Origin of the sequence: Parahaliea aestuarii, assembly GCF_008064635.1 — a bacterium.
GTDB lineage: Bacteria > Pseudomonadota > Gammaproteobacteria > Pseudomonadales > Halieaceae > Parahaliea > Parahaliea aestuarii.
Map to the genome: position 1 here is coordinate 194,220 of NZ_VRYZ01000007.1, position 20,813 is coordinate 215,032.

Annotated in this window: 21 protein-coding genes; all 21 read right to left on the reverse strand. The window is 63.6% G+C overall.

Features of this window, described 5'->3' with window-relative positions:
* Nucleotides 1–17: 17 nt before the first annotated feature.
* The 21 genes from FVW59_RS15840 to FVW59_RS15940 all read right to left on the reverse strand — a co-directional run bounded on the left by FVW59_RS15840 (nt 18) and on the right by FVW59_RS15940 (nt 20,800).
* Nucleotides 18–632 (reverse strand): prepilin-type N-terminal cleavage/methylation domain-containing protein, encoded by a 615-nt coding sequence (locus FVW59_RS15840; protein ID WP_148065335.1) that lies wholly within the window; start codon nt 630–632, stop codon nt 18–20.
* On the reverse strand, nt 629–1,030 hold the full coding sequence (locus tag FVW59_RS15845) for a type II secretion system protein (RefSeq protein WP_148065336.1): 402 nt from the start codon (nt 1,028–1,030) through the stop codon (nt 629–631). Before FVW59_RS15845 ends, FVW59_RS15840 begins: the two co-directional genes overlap by 4 nt.
* A complete protein-coding gene (locus tag FVW59_RS15850) occupies nt 1,017–1,496 on the reverse strand; it encodes a pilus assembly FimT family protein (protein WP_148065337.1) in 480 nt (159 codons plus the stop codon). Before FVW59_RS15850 ends, FVW59_RS15845 begins: the two co-directional genes overlap by 14 nt.
* Complete coding sequence (gspG, locus tag FVW59_RS15855; protein WP_342779708.1) at nt 1,477–1,911, reverse strand: type II secretion system major pseudopilin GspG; 435 nt, start codon at nt 1,909–1,911, stop codon at nt 1,477–1,479. The genes FVW59_RS15850 and gspG overlap by 20 nt, the downstream gene beginning before the upstream one ends.
* Before the next feature lie 117 nt (nt 1,912–2,028).
* Nucleotides 2,029–3,234 carry a type II secretion system F family protein gene (locus FVW59_RS15860; protein ID WP_148065423.1) on the reverse strand — a complete coding sequence of 402 codons (1,206 nt, stop codon included), beginning with the start codon at nt 3,232–3,234 and terminating at the stop codon, nt 2,029–2,031.
* Between the two features lie 4 nt (nt 3,235–3,238).
* Nucleotides 3,239–4,984, reverse strand: a complete 1,746-nt coding sequence (locus FVW59_RS15865) for a GspE/PulE family protein (RefSeq protein WP_148065338.1) — start codon at nt 4,982–4,984, stop codon at nt 3,239–3,241.
* 120 nt (nt 4,985–5,104) lie between these two features.
* Nucleotides 5,105–6,307, reverse strand: coding sequence for an acetyl-CoA C-acyltransferase (locus tag FVW59_RS15870; RefSeq protein ID WP_148065339.1), 1,203 nt, complete (start codon nt 6,305–6,307; stop codon nt 5,105–5,107).
* 241 nt (nt 6,308–6,548) lie between these two features.
* A complete protein-coding gene (locus FVW59_RS15875) occupies nt 6,549–7,340 on the reverse strand; it encodes an SDR family oxidoreductase (RefSeq protein WP_222711539.1) in 792 nt (263 codons plus the stop codon).
* 14 nt (nt 7,341–7,354) lie between these two features.
* Nucleotides 7,355–8,542: an acyl-CoA dehydrogenase family protein gene (locus FVW59_RS15880; protein WP_148065340.1), complete on the reverse strand. Its 1,188-nt coding sequence runs from the start codon at nt 8,540–8,542 to the stop codon at nt 7,355–7,357.
* Entirely contained in the window at nt 8,539–9,708 is a 1,170-nt protein-coding gene (locus tag FVW59_RS15885; RefSeq protein WP_148065341.1) for an acyl-CoA dehydrogenase family protein, read from the reverse strand. Before FVW59_RS15885 ends, FVW59_RS15880 begins: the two co-directional genes overlap by 4 nt.
* Nucleotide 9,709: 1 nt before the next feature.
* Entirely contained in the window at nt 9,710–10,597 is an 888-nt protein-coding gene (locus tag FVW59_RS15890; protein ID WP_148065342.1) for an SDR family oxidoreductase, read from the reverse strand.
* Between the two features lie 486 nt (nt 10,598–11,083).
* Entirely contained in the window at nt 11,084–12,232 is a 1,149-nt protein-coding gene (locus FVW59_RS15895) for an acetyl-CoA C-acetyltransferase (protein ID WP_148065343.1), read from the reverse strand.
* 86 nt (nt 12,233–12,318) lie between these two features.
* Nucleotides 12,319–13,362: an acyl-CoA dehydrogenase family protein gene (locus FVW59_RS15900; RefSeq protein ID WP_148065344.1), complete on the reverse strand. Its 1,044-nt coding sequence runs from the start codon at nt 13,360–13,362 to the stop codon at nt 12,319–12,321.
* Nucleotides 13,363–13,513: 151 nt separating this feature from the next.
* Entirely contained in the window at nt 13,514–14,677 is a 1,164-nt protein-coding gene (locus tag FVW59_RS15905) for an acyl-CoA dehydrogenase family protein (protein ID WP_148065345.1), read from the reverse strand.
* A gap of 9 nt (nt 14,678–14,686) precedes the next feature.
* Entirely contained in the window at nt 14,687–15,439 is a 753-nt protein-coding gene (locus FVW59_RS15910; RefSeq protein WP_148065346.1) for an enoyl-CoA hydratase family protein, read from the reverse strand.
* Nucleotides 15,440–15,453: 14 nt separating this feature from the next.
* Nucleotides 15,454–16,527: an NAD(P)H-dependent flavin oxidoreductase gene (locus tag FVW59_RS15915; protein ID WP_148065347.1), complete on the reverse strand. Its 1,074-nt coding sequence runs from the start codon at nt 16,525–16,527 to the stop codon at nt 15,454–15,456.
* Between the two features lie 12 nt (nt 16,528–16,539).
* Nucleotides 16,540–17,340: a CoA-transferase subunit beta gene (locus FVW59_RS15920; protein WP_148065348.1), complete on the reverse strand. Its 801-nt coding sequence runs from the start codon at nt 17,338–17,340 to the stop codon at nt 16,540–16,542.
* Nucleotides 17,341–17,361: 21 nt separating this feature from the next.
* Nucleotides 17,362–18,234 (reverse strand): CoA transferase subunit A, encoded by an 873-nt coding sequence (locus FVW59_RS15925; RefSeq protein WP_148065349.1) that lies wholly within the window; start codon nt 18,232–18,234, stop codon nt 17,362–17,364.
* Between the two features lie 42 nt (nt 18,235–18,276).
* Nucleotides 18,277–18,744: an Lrp/AsnC family transcriptional regulator gene (locus FVW59_RS15930; protein ID WP_148065350.1), complete on the reverse strand. Its 468-nt coding sequence runs from the start codon at nt 18,742–18,744 to the stop codon at nt 18,277–18,279.
* Nucleotides 18,741–19,220, reverse strand: a complete 480-nt coding sequence (locus FVW59_RS15935; RefSeq protein WP_246139761.1) for an Lrp/AsnC family transcriptional regulator — start codon at nt 19,218–19,220, stop codon at nt 18,741–18,743. The genes FVW59_RS15930 and FVW59_RS15935 overlap by 4 nt, the downstream gene beginning before the upstream one ends.
* Nucleotides 19,217–20,800: a FadD3 family acyl-CoA ligase gene (locus FVW59_RS15940; protein ID WP_148065351.1), complete on the reverse strand. Its 1,584-nt coding sequence runs from the start codon at nt 20,798–20,800 to the stop codon at nt 19,217–19,219. Before FVW59_RS15940 ends, FVW59_RS15935 begins: the two co-directional genes overlap by 4 nt.
* Between the last annotated feature and the right edge of the window lie 13 nt (nt 20,801–20,813).

Below are 20,813 nucleotides of genomic sequence, written 5' to 3' on the forward strand. Positions count from 1 at the left end.
AGTTGGCCGGTATTCCATCAGCGCGGCACTTCCATGATCAAGTCGGGCCAGTAACGGCCACGCGTGCTGATCCGCATACGCACCAGCGCGGGTGTGGTGCCGGCGTCCAGTTCCGCCTGCCAGTCCTCACTGAATCCGGTGCGGTAGGCGAGCTCGAATGCCTGCACACCCGCAATCAGGCGACGCGATGATGCCCCCTCCCAATCCAGGTCATGGGTGCTCATGGATACCGGCAACCATTGCAGCGTCAGCTCATCGTCCAGCTGCACCACACGCAGCAGGTAATTGCCACCGAAGCTCTCGCCGAACTTTATGTTCGCCTTCCACTCCAGGGATTTGGCACTGCCGCGAAAGAATGACCCTTCATCGACTCCGCCGCCAAGGGTCAGGCCACTGGCATTCAGGCCAATAGATGCCGCCCCCAACTGGTCCCGCAGAAAACTGCTGACCGTGCGCACCTCATCGATGCGCTCGATGGTGCGGTCGAGGGTAGCCTGGGTGGTACCAAAGGTTCTCAGGGCAGTGATCGTAGACAGCAGTATGAGCGACAGGATCGCCAGCGCGACCATGACTTCGACCAGCGTGAATCCCCGCATCGGCCCCATCGTGCGTGGAGGCAGGTCAACACTCATGGCTGCTTGCGGCCCTCGACCACCGAGTCCAGCACGATCTCGCGCCGTCGACTGCCGTCCTGCCACGCCACCCGAACCTCCAGGCGTTGCAGCTGGCCGGCCTGCAGTACACTGCTGGAAAAATCCAGCGGCTGCGCCTGTACCTGCCACAGGAAACCGCCGTCGGTCCTGCCGCTGGTAGTGCGTCCGCCGATGGGAACCTGCGCCGAGTCCGCCACCAGCGAGCGCGCCAGCTCCACGCCAAAGGCGTAGTGCTCATCGGTGCGGACATTGCGTGTGGCGCCGCTGATGGCCTGGTAGAGCGCGCCCAGCGACAGGGCCAGGATGGCAATGGCCACCACCATTTCCAGTAGCGAAAAGCCACTTTGCCGCTGGTATATGGCGTCAGCGTGCGGCATAGGTTTCCTGCGTCACGCCGCCCATCAACCAGTCGATACGGAGGCTGATACCGCGACCGCGCGGCGATTCGATATCAACGCCGCCACCGGACGCCCCACCCTCCGGATAGAAGCGGATGATGCCGGTATCCTGGCGATTCAGTTCGCTGGCAGATTCGACCGCGAGCTTGAAACCCTCCGGCAGGCGCACATCCTGGCCGCCGAGGCGCACCAGCCGCTCGCGCGGCACCACCTCAACGTTTTGCGGCTGGCCGCTGGTAATGGCCCGGTAGCGGGCACTGACCAGCAGGCCAATCACATCGCGCACCGCCTCGCGGTAGCGCATGCTGTCGTAAAGACGCACCGAAGCGGGTACCGCCACGGCCACCACAATGCTGGCGATCGCCAGGGCAGCGACCAGCTCCAGCAGGGTAAATCCACTGCGGCGCGAGGTAGTGGATGCGGTGCTAACGCCAGTTACCCACATCAGCATCTTCCCCTTCACCGCCCGGCACACCGTTCTGGCCGTAGGTAAAGATATCCACTTCTGCTTTCTCGCCGGGATACTTGTAGTGGTATTCCCGGTTCCACGGATCCAGGGGAACTTCGTTCGATTTCAGATAGGGACCGTTCCAGCCAGCGGCATTGGCCGGCTTGCGCACCAGCGCCTCGAGCCCCTCACTGGTGGAGGGAAAGCGCCCCACATCGAGCTTGTACATCTCAAGCGTCTGCTCCAGATCCTTGATCTGGATGCCGGCAGTCTTGGACTTGGCGCCGCCAAGCTGGTTCAGGACGCGGGGACCGACCAGGCTCATCAGCAGGCCGAGAATGGCCAGTACGACCAGTAGTTCCATCAGGGTGAAGCCGCGCTGGCGGCGCTGTCTGTGTTGGTGTTGCATCATGTTCTGCTTTCCTCGCGGATATTACTGAGATTGGATTCCGGTACGTCGGACCGCCTGCGCGGGAACGACCAGGGGACATTTCCCGGGTTACTGCCTGCACGGCTACGCCCCTTCACATCAGGCCGCCAGATCATTGACCGACAGGATACCCATCAATATGGAGATGATAATCACCGCAATGATGGCGCCCATCGTCAGAATCAGCACCGGCTCCAGCAGGGTAAGGCCGCGCTTGACGCCTGACTGGACGTGGTCGTCGAAGACTTTTGCCAGCTCCAGCATCATTTTATCCAGGCTGCCGGATTCCTCTCCGACCCGGGTCATCTGAATCACCATCGGGGTAAACATGCCGGTTTCTTCCAGCGCCACAGACATCCGCTTGCCGGCCTTGACCGCTGGCGGCAGTACCTGCAGCGCGTCTTTCAGCAGCGTATTGTCTACCGTATCAATGGCGATGGAGATGGCTTTCAGCAGCGACACGCCATTGCCGACCAGTGTGCCCACCGTGCGGGCAAACTTGGACATTTCAAATTCGAATACGATCCTGCCTACCAGCGGGGCCTTCAGCATGTGCCGGTGGAGGCTTTTGCGACCGGCGGCGCTGCGCAACCAGTTGCGCAAATAGAAAAAGGCCGCCACGGCCGCCAGGGCCAGTAGCCAACCCCAGGTTTTGATGAAATCGGCACCGGCAATCACCATGCGCGTCAGCGCCGGCAGGGCATCGCCCATATCTTCGAACAGGCTCTCGAACTGGGGTACCACGAAGCCCAGCATGACAATCACCGAGAGCACCGAAACCACCAGGAGAATGCAGGGATAGATCAGGGCTGAAACGGCGCTATCGCGGTTCGCCTTGGCGTTCTCCAGATATTCCACCAGGCGATCCAGCACCGCGGAAAGGTGGCCGCTGGCTTCGCCCGAGCGCACCATGTTGATATAGAAGGAGCCGAAAATTTCCTCGTGGGCGGCCAGAGCCTGGCTCAGCGACTTGCCGCCCTTTACCGCACTTAACAGGTCGCTGAGCATCGCATTCATGGACGGCTCGGCGGCCATGTCAATCAGCACCTTCAGCGCCCGGTCGAGGGGCAGGCCGGCGCGCAGCAGCACCGCAAGCTCGGTGGTCATCGACAGCACTTCCTGCCGCCCTGGCCCCTTGCCTTTCCTGGCCGGGCCATTGGCCGCAGCCAGACCCGGCTCCAGCTTCAGCAGTGTCAGCCCCTGGTTGCGCAGCTGCCGCGATGCCAGTTCCAGCCCTTCCGCCTCAATGCCACCCTCGGTGGCCTTGCCGTCGCGGCCGATCGCCTTGTACACAAAATGCGGCATGGACTCAGGCGGCCGGTGCGTCGACTTCTGCCCGCTGGGCAGCGGAGGCGATGGCTTCATCCTCCGACTCGGTCTGGTCCTGGGTCACGCGCATCACCTCTTCCAGCGAGGTTTTACCCGCGACGACCTTGCGCAGGCCATCCTCGTACAGCGTGATCATGCCCTGCTTGCGCGCTGCGGCGTGCAGCAGCGTCGCATCGGCGCCCGACATGATGACCCGGTGCATGGCCTCATCCAGGATGAACAGCTCGTGAATGGCGGAGCGCCCGGCATAGCCGCTGTCGAGGCACTGCTCGCAGCCGCGCGCCTGGAAGATGGTGGTCTGGCCCTCTCTGAGGAAGGGCTGCAAGCCGTAGCGCCGTATTGTCTCCGGCTCCAGCGCCACCTCCTGCTTGCAGTGCTTGCACAGGGTGCGCACCAGGCGCTGGGCCAGTACCCCGTTCACCGACGACGTAATCAGGAAGCGCTCCACCCCCATGTCCTCCAGCCGGGTGATGGCGCTGGCCGCGGTGTTGGTATGCAGGGTGGACAGCACCAGGTGACCGGTGAGGGCAGACTGCACGCCGATCTGGGCGGTCTCGGTATCGCGCATCTCACCGATCATGATGATGTCGGGGTCCTGGCGCAGGATGGCGCGCAGCGCGCGTGCAAAACTGAGCTCGATCTGGGACTGCACCTGGATCTGGTTCACTCCCTGCAACTGGTATTCCACCGGGTCTTCCACGGTGATGATCTTGAGCTTCTCGGAGTCCAGGGAGGCCAGCGAGGCGTACAGTGTGGTGGTTTTACCGGAACCGGTCGGGCCGGTCATCAACAGGACGCCGTGGGGGCGGTTGATCAGGGTCTGGTAGCGCGCCAGAGTATCGTCGGAGAACCCCATGTCGGTCAGGCTGAGGCGGATACTGCCGCGATCAAGCACCCGCATGACAATGCTCTCGCCGTGCACGGTGGGAATGGTGGAAACCCGGAGGTCCAATTCATGCCCCTTGACCCGCGTCATGATGCGCCCGTCCTGGGGCAGTCGCCGCTCGGCGATATTCATATGCGACAGCAATTTGATGCGCGAGGCGATGGCCGGCGCCAGGCTGGGTGCCGGCGCTTCCGGCGAGTCCTGCAGCACGCCGTCCACCCGGTAGCGCAGGTGCAGGCCGTCTTCAAACGGCTCGATATGAATATCCGAGGCGCCCATATCCACGGCGCGATGAATAATCTGGTTGACCAGGCGGATGACCGGAGCCTCGCTGGCGAGATCGCGCAGGTGCTCGATAAACTCGTCGTCGCTCTGGCCGGAAAACTGGTCTGACAGCCCGTCTTCCTCGCCCTCTTCAGCGGCCTCCAGGTAGCGCTCCAGAGCCTTGTTGATATCCGACTCCAGGCCCAGTTCGACCGCGGCGGGCCTGTCCATGGCCATGGATAGCGCCTTGGCGATAAAGGGGTCCTGCGGCACCGTGGCGGCAAAGGTCACCACATCGTCCGTGGCCGCAACGGGCACCACCGCATTGCTGAACAGAAAGTCCTGGGATACGCCGTCCAGGCGAATGACCTCGGCCGGGTAATCCGCGGCTGAGCGCAGGGGGATATCGAGCTGGGTCGACAGCGCCTGGGCCACGTCCAGATCCGACACCAGGCCCAGCTTGACCAGCACCTGGCCAAAAAGACCGCCCATCTCGTTCTGGGCCAGCAGGGTGCGCTCCACATCGCGCTCGGATATTTTGCCCTGCTGTACCAGCAGTTCGCCGATCTTGCTCATTACACGCCGTCGTTACATTTATAGTGAAAGCCCGGCGGTCAGCCGCCGGGCCTGCAAACGGCGCCATTGTAGCATGCAAGCACGGGCCCCCGCGCCAGCGGGAACCCGGGGCATTCAGGCTCAGGCGACCTCGAACAGCCCCGCCGCGCCCATGCCGCCGCCAATGCACATGGTAATGACCACATAGCGCACGCCGCGCCGCTTGCCCTCGATCAGGGCGTGGCCCACCATCCGCGCGCCACTCATGCCGAAGGGGTGCCCGATGGCGATGGCGCCGCCGTTTACGTTCAGTCTGTCGTTGTCGATGCCGAGTTGGTCGCGGCAGTACAGTACCTGACAGGCAAAGGCCTCGTTCAGTTCCCACAGGCCGATATCATCCACAGTCAAATTGTGGCGCTGCAGCAGTTTGGGCACGGCGAACACCGGGCCGATGCCCATTTCTTCCGGGGCGCAGCCGGCCACCGCCAGGCCGCGGTAGATGCCCAGGGGCTCAAGGCCCTGGCGCTCGGCCAGTTTGCTGTCCATCACCACACAGGCGGAGGCGCCGTCGGAAAGCTGCGAGGCGTTACCGGCGGTGATGAACTGCCCCTGCTTGACGAACTGCCCGTCCTTGAACACCGGCTCCAGGCTCTGCAGGCCTTCCAGGGTGGTGGAGGGGCGGTTGCCCTCGTCCTTCTCCAGGGTCACGGTCTCGTAGCTGGTTTCCTTCGTTTCTTTATTGAACACCGCCTTGGTGGTGGTCATGGGGACGATTTCGTCGTCAAATGCGCCCGCTTCCTGAGCTCTGGCGGTGCGCAACTGGCTCTGCAGGGAGTATTCGTCCTGCGCATCGCGGGAGATGCCGTAGCGCTCGCTCACTACCTCGGCGGTCTCGATCATCTGGATGTAGGCCTTGGGCGAGATATCCAGCACGGTTTTGGAGACGTTACGGTAGCTGTTCTTGTGCTTGGTCTGCACCAGCGAGATGGATTCCAGGCCGCCTGCCACGGCGATGTCGTATTCGTTACAGATGATGCCCTTGGCGGCGGTGGCGATGGTCATCAGGCCGGATGAGCACTGGCGATCCATGGTCATGCCAGAGGTGGTATCGGGCAGGCCGCCGGCGATGCCGCACAGGCGGCCGAGGTTATAGGCCTGGGTGCCCTGCTGGGCGGCTGCGCCCATGATGACGTCGTCGACCATGGCGGGGTCGATGCCGGCACGCGCCACGGCCTCACGCACGACGTGGCCGCCCATGGCGGGGGCTTCGGTGTCGTTGAATGCGCCCCGGAAGGCTTTGCCGATCGGGGTGCGAGCGGTGCTGACGATGACTGCTTCTCTCATTGGAAACCTCTGTTTCTCAGGTGATTACGTTTCAGTTTGTGAAAAATTCCCAACCTCAATAACCAAAGGGAAGGTCGTGCCGGCAGCGAAGCGGGGAGGGCTTGCGCAAACTCGCCGTGAATCCGTCCATGGAGGCTCTTCGCTCGCATCCATGCGAGCGACGGTTTGCTCCAGCCCTCCCCACTCCACTGCCTACCCCCGCGCCCGCTTGAAGCGCTGGTCGATCGGGACAAAAACTCTGCTACGCCCGCTGACTCGAACAGGATACGATCTCGCCGGTCATGTAGCCCGAGTAGTCCGACGCCAGGAACATCATCACATTGGCCACTTCCCACACCTCCGCCGCGCGACCGAAGGCCTCTTTCGACGCCAGTTCCTCCAGCAACTCCATCGGCGTGGTTTTCTTCAGGAACTCGTGAAAGGCGATGGAGGGTGAGACGGCGTTGATACGCACGCCGTGATCGGCGGCTTCCAGTGCCGAGCAGCGGGTGAGGGCCATCACGCCGGCCTTGGCGGCGGCGTAGTGACACTGTTCTTTCTGGGCGCGCCAGCCGAGGACGGAGGCGTTGTTGACGATAACACCGGCGCCGCGGGGCTGCATTTTTTTCAGCATGGCGCGGGTCATGCGCATGGTGCCGGTGAGGGTGATGTCGAGCACGCGGCTCCACTCGTCGTCTTCCATGTCCACCAGCAGTTTGGTGCCACCGAGGCCGGCGTTGTTGATCAGCACGTCGACGCCGCCCATGGACGCTTCGGCTTCGTCGATCAGCGCCTGTACGTCGTCTTCCACAGTGACGTTGGCGACTTTGCCGTAGACGGCGTCCAGGCCGGTCTGTTCTTTCAGGGTGGCGACGGCTTTTTCCAGGCGACCCTCGTGGATATCGCTGATCATCACGGCCCGGGCGCCTTCTTCCGCGGCGCGGGTGGCGGCGGCAAAGCCGATACCGGCACCGGCGGCGGCGGTGATGAGGACGGACTTGCCTGCCAGCAGGTTGTGGCCCTTGACGTAGGGTGGTGGTTCTTTCAGTGCCATAGTGATGTCTCTCTTTATCCTCGCGGTTCTCTCGGCATGCCGAGGGCGCGCTCTGCAATGATATTGCGCTGGATCTGGTTGGTGCCGCCGTAGATGGTGTCGGAGCGGGTGAACAGGTACATGGACTGCAGCCGGTTCAGTTCGTAGGGCGCCTCGTCCAGGATCTCGCTCTCCTGGCCCAGGACGTCCATGGCGAGTTTGCCGAGGTTGCGGTGCCAGGTGGCCCAGTACAGTTTGTAGATCATCGCCTCTTTCTGCAGGCTGCCATCCTCGCCACCGGAGAGCATGCGCATGCTGTTGTAGCGCAGGATCTTCAGGCCGACATGGGCATCGGCGATACGCTGGCGCAGCGCGGGGTTTTTGGCGGCGCCGTTTTCCTTCGCCAGCTTGACGATGGCGTCGAACTCGTTCTGGAACAGCATCTGCTGGCCGAGGGTGGACACGCCGCGCTCGAAGCCGAGCAGGCCCATGGCGACCTTCCAGCCGTCACCGGGAGCGCCGACGATATCGGTGTCGTCGCAAACGGCGTCGTCGAAGAATACCTCATTGAACTCGGAGGTTCCGGTGAGCTGCTCGATCGGCCGCACGGTCACACCGGGCTGGTCCATGGTCACCAGGAAAAAGCCCAGCCCCTTGTGGGCCACTGATTGTGGATCAGTGCGCGCAATCACAAAGCAGTACTCGGATTCGTGGGCCAGCGAGGTCCACACTTTCTGGCCGTTGATGCGCCACTTGCCGCTGGCCTCGTCAAATTCCGCCCGGGTTTTGACGTTGGCCAGGTCGGAGCCGGCGCTGGGCTCGGAATAGCCCTGACACCAGAACACCTCGCCGCGCAGGATGCCGGGCAGGTATTTCTGCTTCTGCTCTTCACTGCCGAAGGCAATGATGGTCGGGCCGGCCAGGGTTTCACCGATGTGACCGATGCGGCCGGGACCGCCGGCGCGGGCGTACTCCTCGTTGAAGATCACCTGCTGCTCGATGCTGGCGCCGCGACCGCCGTACTCCTTGGGCCAGCCAATACAGGTCCAGCCGCCCTCGGCGAGCTTGCGCTCCCAGGCCTTGCGCTCGGCCACCATGTGATGCTCGTCGCCGGGGCCGCCCCGATGGCGCACTTCCTCGAATTCACCGCAGAGGTTGTCCGCCAGCCACTGCGCGACCTCCTCGCGGAACTGCTCGTCTTCCGGGCTGAAGCTCAGTTTCATGCCGCGGCCTCCCCGTCGAGTATCTGTTGTGCCAGCCGCTCCCGGTGGTAGGCGGCGTCACCGAGAAAGGTCTCGGTGGACTTGGCGCGCTTAAAGTACAGCTGGATGTCGTATTCCGCGGTGAAACCTACCCCGCCAAAAAGCTGGATACCGCAGCCGGCATTGAAAAAGTAGGCCTCAGAGCACCACGCCTTGGCCACGCTGGCCGCTTCCGCCAGTTCAGCGCCAAGCGCACCGCCACTGAGCGCTTCGTCAGCAACACAGGCGGCGTAGTACAGGGCCGAACGCCCCGCTTCCACCTTCACCATCATGTCGGCGGCCTTGTGCTTCACCGCCTGGTAGGACGCGATCACACGACCGAACTGCACGCGTTCCTGCAGATAGTCGACGGTGATGTCCAGCGACTGCTGGGCGCCGCCCACCTGGTCAGCGGCGATGGCGACACGTGCGAGGTCCAGCACTTGCTGCAACTGTGGCCAGGCCTTGCCGGCCTCGCCCATGAGGGCCTCGGCACCCACCACAACACCGTTCAGCACGACCTCCGCCTGCTTGCGGGTCTGGTCCATGGTCGGCAGCCACTTCCGGCTGACACCGACGGTATCCGCATCCAGCACAAACAAACTGACTCCGTCGTCACCTGCACTGCCCGACTTGCGCGCCGCCACGATCAGGATGTCCGCCGTATGGCCGTCACTGACATAGCGGTAGGTGCCGTCCAGGCGATACCCCGCCCCCTCTGCGGTGCAGGTGGCGGTAATGGCATCGCTGTCCCAGCCGCCATTGGCCGAGGCATAGGCCAGGGTCGCCGTCTTACCCGCCACAATCTCCGGCAGGTACTGCGCCTGCTGCGCCTCATTGCCGGCGATGCGCAGGGCGTTCACACCCAGGCACACCGTGGAAAAGAAGGGCGAGCAAAACAGGTAGCGGCCCATCTGTTCCAGCATGGCCACCAGTTCCACATAGCCCAGGCCCATGCCGCCGTGCTCCTCGGGAATGTGGATCGCCTGCCAGAACATCTCCTGGCACACGCGATCCCACAGCGCGGCGTCGTAGCCCGCTTCCGTGTTCATCGCCGCACGCACCGCTTCACTGGTGGACACCTCGGCCAGAAAATCCGCCGCTGTGTCGCGGATCATCTGTTGCTCTTCGGTGAAGGCAAATTCCATATCAGGTACCCCAGACCTTTTGTGCAGGTACTTCGGTTTCGATCAGCCTGGCCACTGCATCTTTCAGTTCAGACGGCTGCCACTGGCCCTTCTTGTCCAGGCCTTCGGTGGTGCGCCAGCCGTCGCAGATGCAGATGCGCCCGCCCTCGGATTCAAACACGCGACCGGTGACGGCGGCGGATTCCGCCGAGGCCAGGAAGGCCACCAGTACCGACACATTCTCCGGCGCGAAGTGGTCGAAGCTGCCATCTTCCGGCGGCGCCATGCGCTGGGCCATTTCCGGCACTGCGCTGGTCATGCCGGTACGGGCGGATGGGGCGATAGCGTTGGCGGTAATGCCGTAGCGCGCCAGTTCCGCCGCCTGGTTCAGGGTCAGCGCCGCGATGCCGGCTTTGGCGGCGGCATAGTTGGACTGGCCAATGGAACCCTGCAGGCCGGCACCGGAGGTGGTGTTGATGATGCGCGCGTCCACTGCCTGACCTTCTTTGGACTGCCCGCGCCAGTAGTGCACGGCGTGGGAGCTGATGCAGAAGTGGCCCTTGAGGTGGACGGCCATGATGGTGTCCCACTCCTGCTCGGTCATGCTGGCGAACATGCGGTCGCGGTTGACGCCGGCGTTGTTGACGACGGCGTGCAGGCCGCCGAAGGTGTCGATAGCCTGTTTGACGACGTTCAGGCTGTCGTCGTAGTTAGTGATGTCGGAGGTGTTCACCGCAGCTTCACCGCCGGCGGCTTTGATCTCTTCAACGACTTTGGCGGCCGCCTCCTGGTTGATATCGTTGACGATGACTTTGGCGCCCTCTTTGGCCAGCACTTTGGCGTGCGCCGCTCCGAGACCACCACCGGCACCGGTGATGATCACTACTCGTCCTTCGCAGATTCCGCTCATTGTCTTTTGTTCCTTTGTTTGGTTCGCATTCTTTCTGGTTGTGTCGTTAGATTTCCGCGCCGGCGGCGAGGCAGGGCTTTCCCGGACACGCTGTAAATACGTCCATGTACGCTCCTATTCGGCATCCATGCCTCATAGGGTCCGGGAAAGCCCTGCCCCACCACCTACGCTACCTGCAGAGTAATCTTCAAACTCGTGCGGCAAGAGATCCAACATCAGTCTTAATGTTCACCGTCTTCGCTACCTTCGGCACAAACATCTAGCTCACTCCACCAGAGGTGAAGCGCCGGGGAGGGGCCTGAAGGGACTCTCTGCGACATGGAGAGCCTGCCCCTCTTTTCGGGCATGTCGCAGTGAAGCCCCCATGGAGAGCCCACCCCCGCTTTATCGGGTGCGGGTTCACGGCGTGTCCCAGAAGGCCCCTCCCCGGTGATTCGCCGCGCGACGGAGTACCTACCCGATAAGCCAGACCGTCGAGCCTGAAAACTACAGCCGCTCAAGGATAGTGACATTCGCCTGACCACCACCCTCACACATCGTCTGCAAGCCATAACGCCCACCCGTACGCTCCAGTTCATGCAGCAGCGTCGTCATCAACTTCGTACCCGTCGCACCCAGCGGATGACCCAGCGCAATCGCGCCGCCGTTCACATTCATCTTCTCGTGCGGGAAACCCGTTTCCTTCATCCACGCCATCGGCACCGAGGCAAAGGCCTCGTTCACCTCCGCCAGATCGATATCCGAAAGCTTCATACGCGCCTTCTTCAGAGCGTACGCCGTCGCCGGGATCGGTGCGGTCAGCATCCAGATCGGGTCGGCGCCGCGCACGCTCATGTGGTGGATGCGGGCGCGAGGCGTCAGGTTGTAGCGCTTCAGCGCCGCCTCGGAGACGATCAGCATGGCAGAGGCAGCGTCGCAGGTCTGGCTGGAAACGGCGGCGGTGATAGTGCCGCCCGCGGCCAGGGGCTCGAGTTCGGCCATTTTCGCCATCGACGTCTGGCGCGGGGTCTCGTCCATGTCGAGGCCATTGAGGGGCGCGATTTCACGATTGAAGCGACCCTCCTCGATGGCGCGCAGGGCGCGGGTGTGGGATTCGAGGGCGAACGCCTCCATCTCTTCCCGGCTGCAATTCCACTTATCCGCGATCATCTGCGCGGAGTTGAACTGGGAGACAGGGGTATCGCCGTAGCGCGCGACCCAGCCCTGGCTGCCAGAGAAGGGATCCTTGAAACCCAGGGGCTCGGCGGCCAGCATGGCGGAGGAGATGGGAATACTGGTCATGGTCTGCACGCCACCGGCCACGACCACGTCGTTGATGCCGGCCATCACTGCCTGGGCGGCAAAGTGCACGGCCTGCTGGGAGGAGCCGCACTGGCGGTCGACGGTGGTGCCGGGCACTTCGTCAGACAGGCCCGCCGCCAGCCAGCAGGTGCGGGCGATGTCACCCGCCAGCGGGCCAATGGTGTCGACGCAGCCGAAGATGACGTCGTCATACTCGTTGTCGGGAATGCCGTTGCGTTCCGCCAGCACTTTCAGTACGTGTGCGCCGAGATCGGCGGCGTGCACGTCGGCCAGGCTGCCGCGGCGGCGGCCGGTGGGGGTGCGCACGGCATCGACTATGTAGGCTTCTGGCATGGTCTTGCTCTCCTCTATCGCTCTCACTGTCTCAGTACAGCGGGCGGAAAATGGGCCCCTGCCTGCGCAGGGGCAACTCCAATCATTCAGCCGAAGGTGGTACCGGCACCCAGGGCAACACTATCGGCAAAGATGAACTCCGCCACCCGCTGCTTGTGGAAACCGGTGTCGCCAAAGGTGCCGGCCATGGCCCAGGCCTTCTTCATGAAGATGTGCAGGTCCACTTCCCAGGTATAACCCATGGCACCGTGTACCTGGATGCTGTTCTTCGCAGCCAGGTTTGCCGCCTCGCAGGCCACCAGTTTGGCGTGGGATACAGCGACCTCTGCCGGCTCGGCGTGGGCCAGGGCATAGGCGGCCCGCGTCACCGGCGCTTTGGCGTATTCCAGGCGTACCGCAACGTTGGCCATATGGTGCTTCACCGCCTGGAAGCTGCCGATCACCTTGCCGAACTGCTGGCGTTCGCCGGTGTATTGCACGGAAATATCGATCATGCGCTGGGCCAGGCCCAGCGCCTGGGCGGCGGCACCGAGGGCGCCACGATCGAGAACTGCCCGGTACAGCGCGGCGGCCTGCTCGCCACTCGCTACCGGCGCCACGCCATCGGCGATGTCGACAGCGTAAAGACGGCGCGAGGGATCGACGGATTCGTTGAAACGCGCGCTGAATTGCTCCGGCGTAAGCAGATAAAGCGCCTCCGGCTCGGCCCACAACAGCAGGCCGGACTGGGCGGCGTCCTCCGCCAGGCCATTTTCGCGACAGCCCACCGCCACCCGGGTCTCTCCCGCAGCAATCTGCGGCAGCCACTGCGCTGCGACTTCGCCACCCAGCTGGCTGATAACCGGCACCGCCACCAGGGCGGTGTTGACCAGTGGCTCTGGCAGGGCCACGTAGCCGCATTCCTGAGCGAGCAGAACGAAGTCGAGCTCGTTCATGCCCAGCCCGCCGTGCTCTTCTGCTACGGTGATACCGGTCAGGCCCATCTCGGCCAGTTGCTGCCACAGGCCGTCGTCGCGGCCGCTGTCGCTTTCCCAGATGCCGCGGATACGCTCGGGCGTCACTTCGTTGACCAGGAAATCCCGCACGGAATCGCGGAACAGGAGCTGGTCTTCGCTAAAGGTAAAATCCATCTTCAAATTCTCTATCTACTACCAAATCCGAGTGCTGTGATATTCGCCGCAGATCGAGGAAGCACCCCGCGCAGGGAAAGCGCGTATACGAACATACGCAACCGACCGAGCAGGGAGCTGACGAAGAGCCGCGGTGAATAGCGCATTGGTACTACCTGGGCATACCGAGCATGCGCTCAGCGATGATATTGCGTTGAATTTCGTTGGTACCCGCATAAATCGGCCCCGACTGGGCGAACAGCCAGCCATCCAGCCAGGTGCCCACGTCACCGGCGTCGGGCGCGTGGGGGAGCAGTTCGGCGCGGGCACCGAGGATGCTCATGGCGGTGGCGTGCATGTTCTGGTCGAGTTCGGACCAGAAAATCTTGTTGGTGGATGACTCGGCGCCGATCTTGCCGCCCTGTACCAGTCGGCAGGCGGTTTCGTAGGTGGTCAGGCAGTAGCTCTCGGCGTCCATCCAGGCGCGCATCACCGCATCGCGCACGGCCGGGTCGCGGTCAGCTTTTTCCTGGTTGGCTTTGTACAGTTCCACCAGGCGGCGCGCGGTCTCCTGGAAACGGGCCGGGGAGCGCAGCATCAGGCCGCGCTCGAAACCGGCGGTGGCCATGGCCACGCTCCAGCCGGCGCCCTCGTCGCCGAGTCGATTGCTCACGTCCACTTCCACATTGTCGAAGAAGATTTCGGCGAAGCCGGGCAGGCCGTCGAGCTGCGGGATTGGACGCACGGTGATGCCGGGCGTGTTGAGCGGCACCAGGATAAAGGTCAGCCCGCGGTGACGCTCGGAGTCCGGGTCGGTGCGGAACATGCCGAACAGCCAGTCCGCCCACACCGCGCGGGTGGACCAGGTTTTCTGGCCGTTGATGATGTACTTGTCGCCCTCTTTGCGGGCGGTGGAGCGAATCGCCGCCATGTCGGAGCCAGCGTTAGGCTCGGACCAGCCCTGGGCCCACACTTCCTCGCCGTTGGCCATCTTCGGCAGGATGCGCGCCTTCTGCTCGTCGGTGCCGTATTCCATCAGCGTCGGGCCGAGCAGGAAGATGCCGTTCTGGTTCACCCGCAGGGGCGCGCGGGCGCGGTAGTATTCTTCCTCGAAGATCAACCACTCGATCAGGTCGCAGCCGCGGCCGCCGAGTGCTTCGGGCCAGGTGACCATGCCCCAGCGGCCCTTATTGAGAGTGGCCTCCCACTCGCGGTGCTGCTGGAAGCCCTCCTCGGTATCGAAGGTCTTGAGCGGCTCGGCCGGTACGTGTTCGGCCAGCCAGCTACGCACTTCCTCACGGAAGGCGTTTTGTTTGTCGGTGTAGTTCAGGTTCATCGTCTGGCCTTAAAACTTCGCGTCACGTTTTTCGACAAAGGCGTCCCGGGACTCCTGGGAGTCACCCACGGTGTAGGCCTCCAGGGTGAAGCCCTGCTCCCAGCGGTACTTGTCCTCCAGGTTGCCGTCCTCGATGCCGGTCAGTGCTTCCTTGGCCAGCTTGACCATGGCCGGTGATTTCCCGGCGATTTTCGCCGCGATTTCCCGGGCGGTGTCGCGCAGCTGCTCCTTCGGCACGACCTTTTCCACGGCGCCCAGGCGGTAGGCTTCGGCGGCGTCGATAAATTCACCGGTGAAGTACATGTAGCGCACTTTCTGCACCGGGAACATGCGCTGCAGGTGGGCGCCGCCGCCCATGGCTCCGCGGTCGATCTCCGGTACCCCGAAACGGGCGCAGTCAGAGGCCACCAGGATGTCCGCCGCGCCTGCCATGCCGATACCACCGCCCAGCACAAATCCGTGCAGGGCGATAATCACCGGCTTGGGGTTGCGGTGGATGGCGCGGAAGGTCTCGTAGTTGCCCTTGTTCACCGCCACGATGCGTTCCGGGTGGGCGGCAAGCTCCTTGATATCCACGCCGGCGCAGAAGCCCTTGCCTTCGGCGGCGATCAGGATCACGCGCACGGCATCGTTGGCGCCCAGGGCGTCGATCTCCGCGGCCACCGCCATCCAGCCTGCGCTGTCGAAGGCATTCACCGGCGGCTTGTCGAGAATCATCTCGGCGATGCCGTCTGCGATGCTGGTTTTGAAGACTGCTGTCATAGTGTTTTCCTCTGTCAGGCGGCGCCGGCCCGTTGTGCCAGCGCTGCCAGTCGTTGTTCGGCTTCCGCGGCGATGCCGCTGATCAGTTCCTCGCAGCTCAGCAGTTCATCGATCACACCCGCCACCTGGCCGCTGGGCAACACGCCCTCTTCCGGGCGGCCATCCACCATCGCCTTCTGGATAATCATCGGCGCATTGGCGGACATAATGGCCTGGGCCGCGGTGAGATCGCCGGCGCCGCGCATGGCCACTGCCGATTTCAGCAGGCTTACCAGGCTGGCGCCGGTGTGCTTGCGGAAGGCCAGACCGTTGCGGACGGCGATCAGCAGTTTTTTCAGGCCACCGGCCTTTTCCAGCTCCGCCAGCAACTCATTCATGATCATGCGCTGGGGCAGGCCATCCATCGCCTCGGAACGGATGATCTGGGCCGGGTCCTTGCAGGCCAGGTAGCGCTGCAGGGTGGCATCGGGTACCGGGCTTTCTTTGGTGAGCAGGAAACGGGTGCCCATGGCGATACCATCGGCCCCCCAGGCCAGCGCGGCTACCAGGCCGCGACCGTCCTTGAAGCCACCAGCGGCGACCACCGGCACCTTGTCACCCACCGCATCAATCACCTGGGGGATCAGCAGGGTGGTGGGCACGGCACCGGTGTGGCCGCCGCCTTCCCCGCCCTGCACCGTGACCACATCGGCACCCAGTTCCACTGCCTTGATGGCGTGTTTGGGCAGGCCCACGGTCGGCATGCAAACCACGCCGGCATCCTTCAGCTTGCGGATGAACTCCGGCCCAGGCGAGCGGGAATAGCTGACCGCCTTGACCCCGTGGCGAATCACCATATCGACGATGTCCGCCGCGTTGGGCTGGTACATGTGGAAGTTCACACCGAAGGGTTTGTCGGTGAGTTCCTTCACCCGCAGGATGTCGCGCTCCATTTCCGCCGGCGGAATGGTAGCGCCGGCCAGGAAACCGAAGCCGCCGGCGTTACAGCTGCCGGCCACCAGGCGCGGGTCTGCCACCCATCCCATCGCGGTTTGCACGATGGGGTAGCGGCAGCCGAGCAGTTCGGTCAGGCGTGTGTTGAGGTTCATGCTTCCAGCCCCTTAGCCGCGAACACCCGGGGGGTTGTCCTTGATCTGGTAGGCCCGCTGGTTGTGCGGATCCAGCGCAGCGATGATGGCCAGCTGCTCCTCGGTGGGGGCGGCGGTAGTAGGCACCTCATCCGGCACCACAATGGCAAAGCCGGTGTTTTCCAGCACTTCTTCCACGCCCACCCCGGGGTGCAGGGACAGCAGGCGCAGCTGGTGGTCCGGGCCACCAAAGTCCATGACGCAGAGATTGGTAATGACGCGGTGAATGTCCACATCGCTGAGCGCGCGGCCCTTGGGCAGGCGCGCCGGGTTGTAACCGATGGACGAGACAAAATCGCACTCGCCGTCGATGAAGACGCGGTCATTGTGGGCCGGCACAAAGAAGCTGTTGCGGTGGCAGATGGAGTTGCCCGGGAAGCCGCGGGCGCCCAGCATCATCACCTTCGGTTGCTGGTAGGTGCCGCCAAGGGCGGAGGTGTTGGTCTGGCCGAAGCGGTCGATCTGGGTCGGGCCGAGCATGGCGTGGCGCTTGCCGCTCCAGACATTGTCGAAGATGCGCGAGAAGCCCATCCAGCTCTCATTGGCCTGCGCGAAGTCAGCGCCGCGATCGCCCAGCGGATTCGGCTCGGACAGCATGAAAGCCTCAGAGTCGGTCATCATCAGGTCCGGGTTGAAGGTCTTCATGGCCAGGCTGGCGCCCAGGCGCGGGATCACGCCGATACCGGTGGCGAGTTTCTCGCCGTCGTCGCGGAAGGCCTCGGCGGCCGCCACAATGCACAATTCAGCCAGGCTGTACTCAGTTGCTGCAGTCATTGAACAAATCTCCTCGGCTGATCAGTAAACGGGCAGGGGCAGTGCGCGGATGGCATCCAGGCCGCCAACACGCTCCTGGTACTCGGTTTCGGTCGCGGCCAGGTACTGCTCGGCGTAGGCGCTGAAGCCCCCGTCCTTGGCACTGGCGTTGTAGGCCTTGAAGTGCGGCACATCGAAGCCGTACTTGGGGTTGCAGGAGGTGGGGTGGGCACCGCCGGGGATTTCCACCACAGCATCGGTGATGCTGCGCTCCCAGAACACCTGCCGCGCTCGGGCCGGGTCCTGGAAGTAGCTGGTTTCAACCACTTCCTCGCAGGAGACGATGGTGTTCTTCGCGGCGCGGGCCATCCAGTCATCCAGGTAGTGATCCGGGCCTTCAATCTGGCACACGCCGCGCGCATCGGCGCGGTCGGCGTGAATCAGGGCCACGTCCAGGTTCAGCGCCGGCATGGCCACCCACTCCTTGTCATCGTAGGGGCTGTCGATCACCTTGATATCGGGGTTGTGGGTCAGGATGTCGGTACCCAGGCCTACCTCGGTGGGAATAAAAGGCAGACCCCAGGCGGCGGCACGCAGGCCCAGCAGCATCATGCCCTCGTCCACTTCCATCACCTCAATGTCGCCGTTCTGGCGCGCCTGGCGGAAGTAGGGCTCCAGGGGGATGAAGTCCAGGGAGACAAAGGCGAAGATCACTTTCTTCACCTTGCCCGAGGCGCAGAGCATGCCCACATCGGCGCCACCGTAAGCCACGATGGTGAGGTCCTTGAGGTCTGAGCGCAGGATTTCCCGCACCAGGGCCATCGGCTTGCGCCGGGGCCCCCAGCCACCAATGCCCACGGTCATCCCGTCCGAGATTTGCGCTACCGCCGCGGCGGCCGAAATGCGTTTGTCCATAACAGTTCCTTTCTCTCTACAGTGCCGGCTACCAGTTGCCGGCTATCGCACGATTCGCGCCATGCGGTAATCGTGTTTTACGAAATTCACCCCCAGGGTGCTCTCGGTGCGACGCACACCGGGGATACAACTGATGTGGCCGTGTACAAACTCGGCCAGGTGCTCGTTATTGCGCACCATGGTAATGGCCAGCAGGTCGGAGCGGCCGAGCATTTCCCCGACAAAACCCAGCTCGGGGATTTCTGCCAGCTGGCTTGCAACCTCACTGACTTGGTGGCTGCGCTCCACCTCGATCCAGATATAGGCCAGGCTCGCATCGCGGAAGCGGTCAATATTCGTTACTGCGGTGATGCGAATGAGCTTTTCCTCTTCCATGCGCTTCACCCGGCTGCGCACGGTGCCCTCGGTCACCCCAAGTTCCGCCGCGATCTGCCGGTTGCTGACCCGGGCGTCCCGGGACAGGCGCTCGACGATGGCGCGATCCACCTCGTCCAGTCGCCGGCGGCTCACAGGGGCACCCAGTCGGGCTGGTTTTTCAGTACATTCACCGCCAGCGACGGCGTCAGGCGGCGCACACCCGGCAGGGCGGCGAGCCGGTCGCTTAACAACTGGTGCAGGGCGGCCTGGTTCTCGGCCACGACCAGGGCCTCGATGTCGTGAGTGCCCACCACCACATTCACCGAAAACACTTCCGGGATGGCGGCCAGTTCGCGGGCGACACTTTCCGGTGTGCGGTTCTCCACCTGCACACCCACCGCCAGCAGCAGGTTGTAGCCCGCCGCTTCGATATCGGTTACCGCCACCACGCGCATGGTGTTGGACTCTTCCAGGCGGCGCACCCGGCCGCGCACAGTGGTCTCGGTCAGGCCCAGCTCCTTGGCCAGCGCGCGAAAGGGCATGCGACCATCCTCGCGCAACAGGGCGATGATGCGGTGGTCCACCTCGTCCAGTTGCGGGTGGAGTTCACTGACGGCCGCAGTGTTCACGCGCGCTCCGCAGCGGCCAGGTCCCGCAGTTCGTTCTTCAGCACTTTGCCGCCGGCATTCATGGGGAAGCTATCCAGGAAGCGCACCGAGCGCGGCACCTTGTAGTTGGCCATGTTCTCGCGGCACCAGGCGATCACGGCGGCCTCGCTGAGTTCTGCCCCCGCGTCTTTCACGATATAAGCCCGGGCCACTTCGCCCATACGCTCGTCGGGCACGCCGATGACCGCGGCGCGGGCGATGCCCGGCATGCTGCACAGGGCGTTTTCGATTTCCGCCGGGTAGCAGTTGAAGCCGCCGACAATGAACATGTCCTTGATGCGGTCGGTGATGCGCACATAGCCGTCGGCGTCCATCACCCCGACATCGCCGGTCTTCAGCCAGCCGTCGGCGGTGATGGTGCTGGCGGTTTCTTCGGGATTGTCGAGATAGCCCTGCATCACATTGAAACCGCGAAACCAGATTTCGCCCTCTTCGCCCGAAGGCACGGTATTGCCCTCGGCATCCACACACTTCATCTCTACTCCGTCCATGGCGCAGCCGGAGGTGTGGGAGATGCGCTCTGCGCTGTCGTCGGCGCGACAGATGGACACCACCCCGCAGGATTCGGTGAGACCGTAGGCGGTTACCACCACTTCAAAACCGAGCACCTCGCGCATCTGCTCCACCAGCTTTACCGGCACCGGCGCAGCGCCGGTCACCGCCAGGCGCAAACTGGAGAGGTTGTAATCGTCCCGCTTCGGGTGGGCCAGCAGCGACTGGTAGATGGTGGGCGGCCCCGGGATCATCGACACCTGGTCGCGCTCGATCTGGGCCAACACGGCGTCGAGGTCGAAGTTGCGCACCGGCAGGATTTTCGACCCGCTGATAATCGCCGCCAGCCAGCCCGCCTTGTAGCCGAAGGAGTGAAAAAACGGGTTGATAATCAGGTAGTTATCGTCAGCACTCAGGCCGACAGTGGCGCTCCAGGTCTCGAAGGCACGAATATTCTGGCCGTGGCTGGTCACCACCCCCTTGGGCTTGCCAGTGGTGCCGGAGGTGAACAGGATGTCGAGGGTGTCAGCGGGGGTCAGGGCGGCAGCACGCTCCTGGACTACGACCTCGCTGACCTCGGCACCGCGTTCCAGGAAGGCCTGCCAGTCCAGCTGGCCCTCGCCACTGCCCTCCAGCAGCACCGTACCCTGCAAGTCGGGCAAATCTTCCCCCTGCAGCAGGGCCGGGTACTGGATACCGAGAAACTCCGGCACCGTAAACAGCCATTTGGCACTGCTGGCGCGCAGGATGTAAGCCGCTTCAGAGCCCTTCAGTCGGGTATTCAGCGGCACCAGCACGCCACCGATAGTCTGGGCACCGAGGGCGGCCACAATCCACTGCACCATATTCGGCGCCCAGATGGCGATGCAGTCGCCTTTCTGCAGACCCAGCGCCGCCAGTGCACGCGCGGCCTGCAGGCGGGCCGCATCGAGACCGGCAAAGCTGAGCTCGACGGCACCATCGCGAATGGCAATGCGCTCGCCGTGCTCGGCAGCGGCCTGTGCCACCACCTGGGGTACCGTTCTCTGATTCTCGCTCTGGCTTGGCATGCGCGGGCCTCCC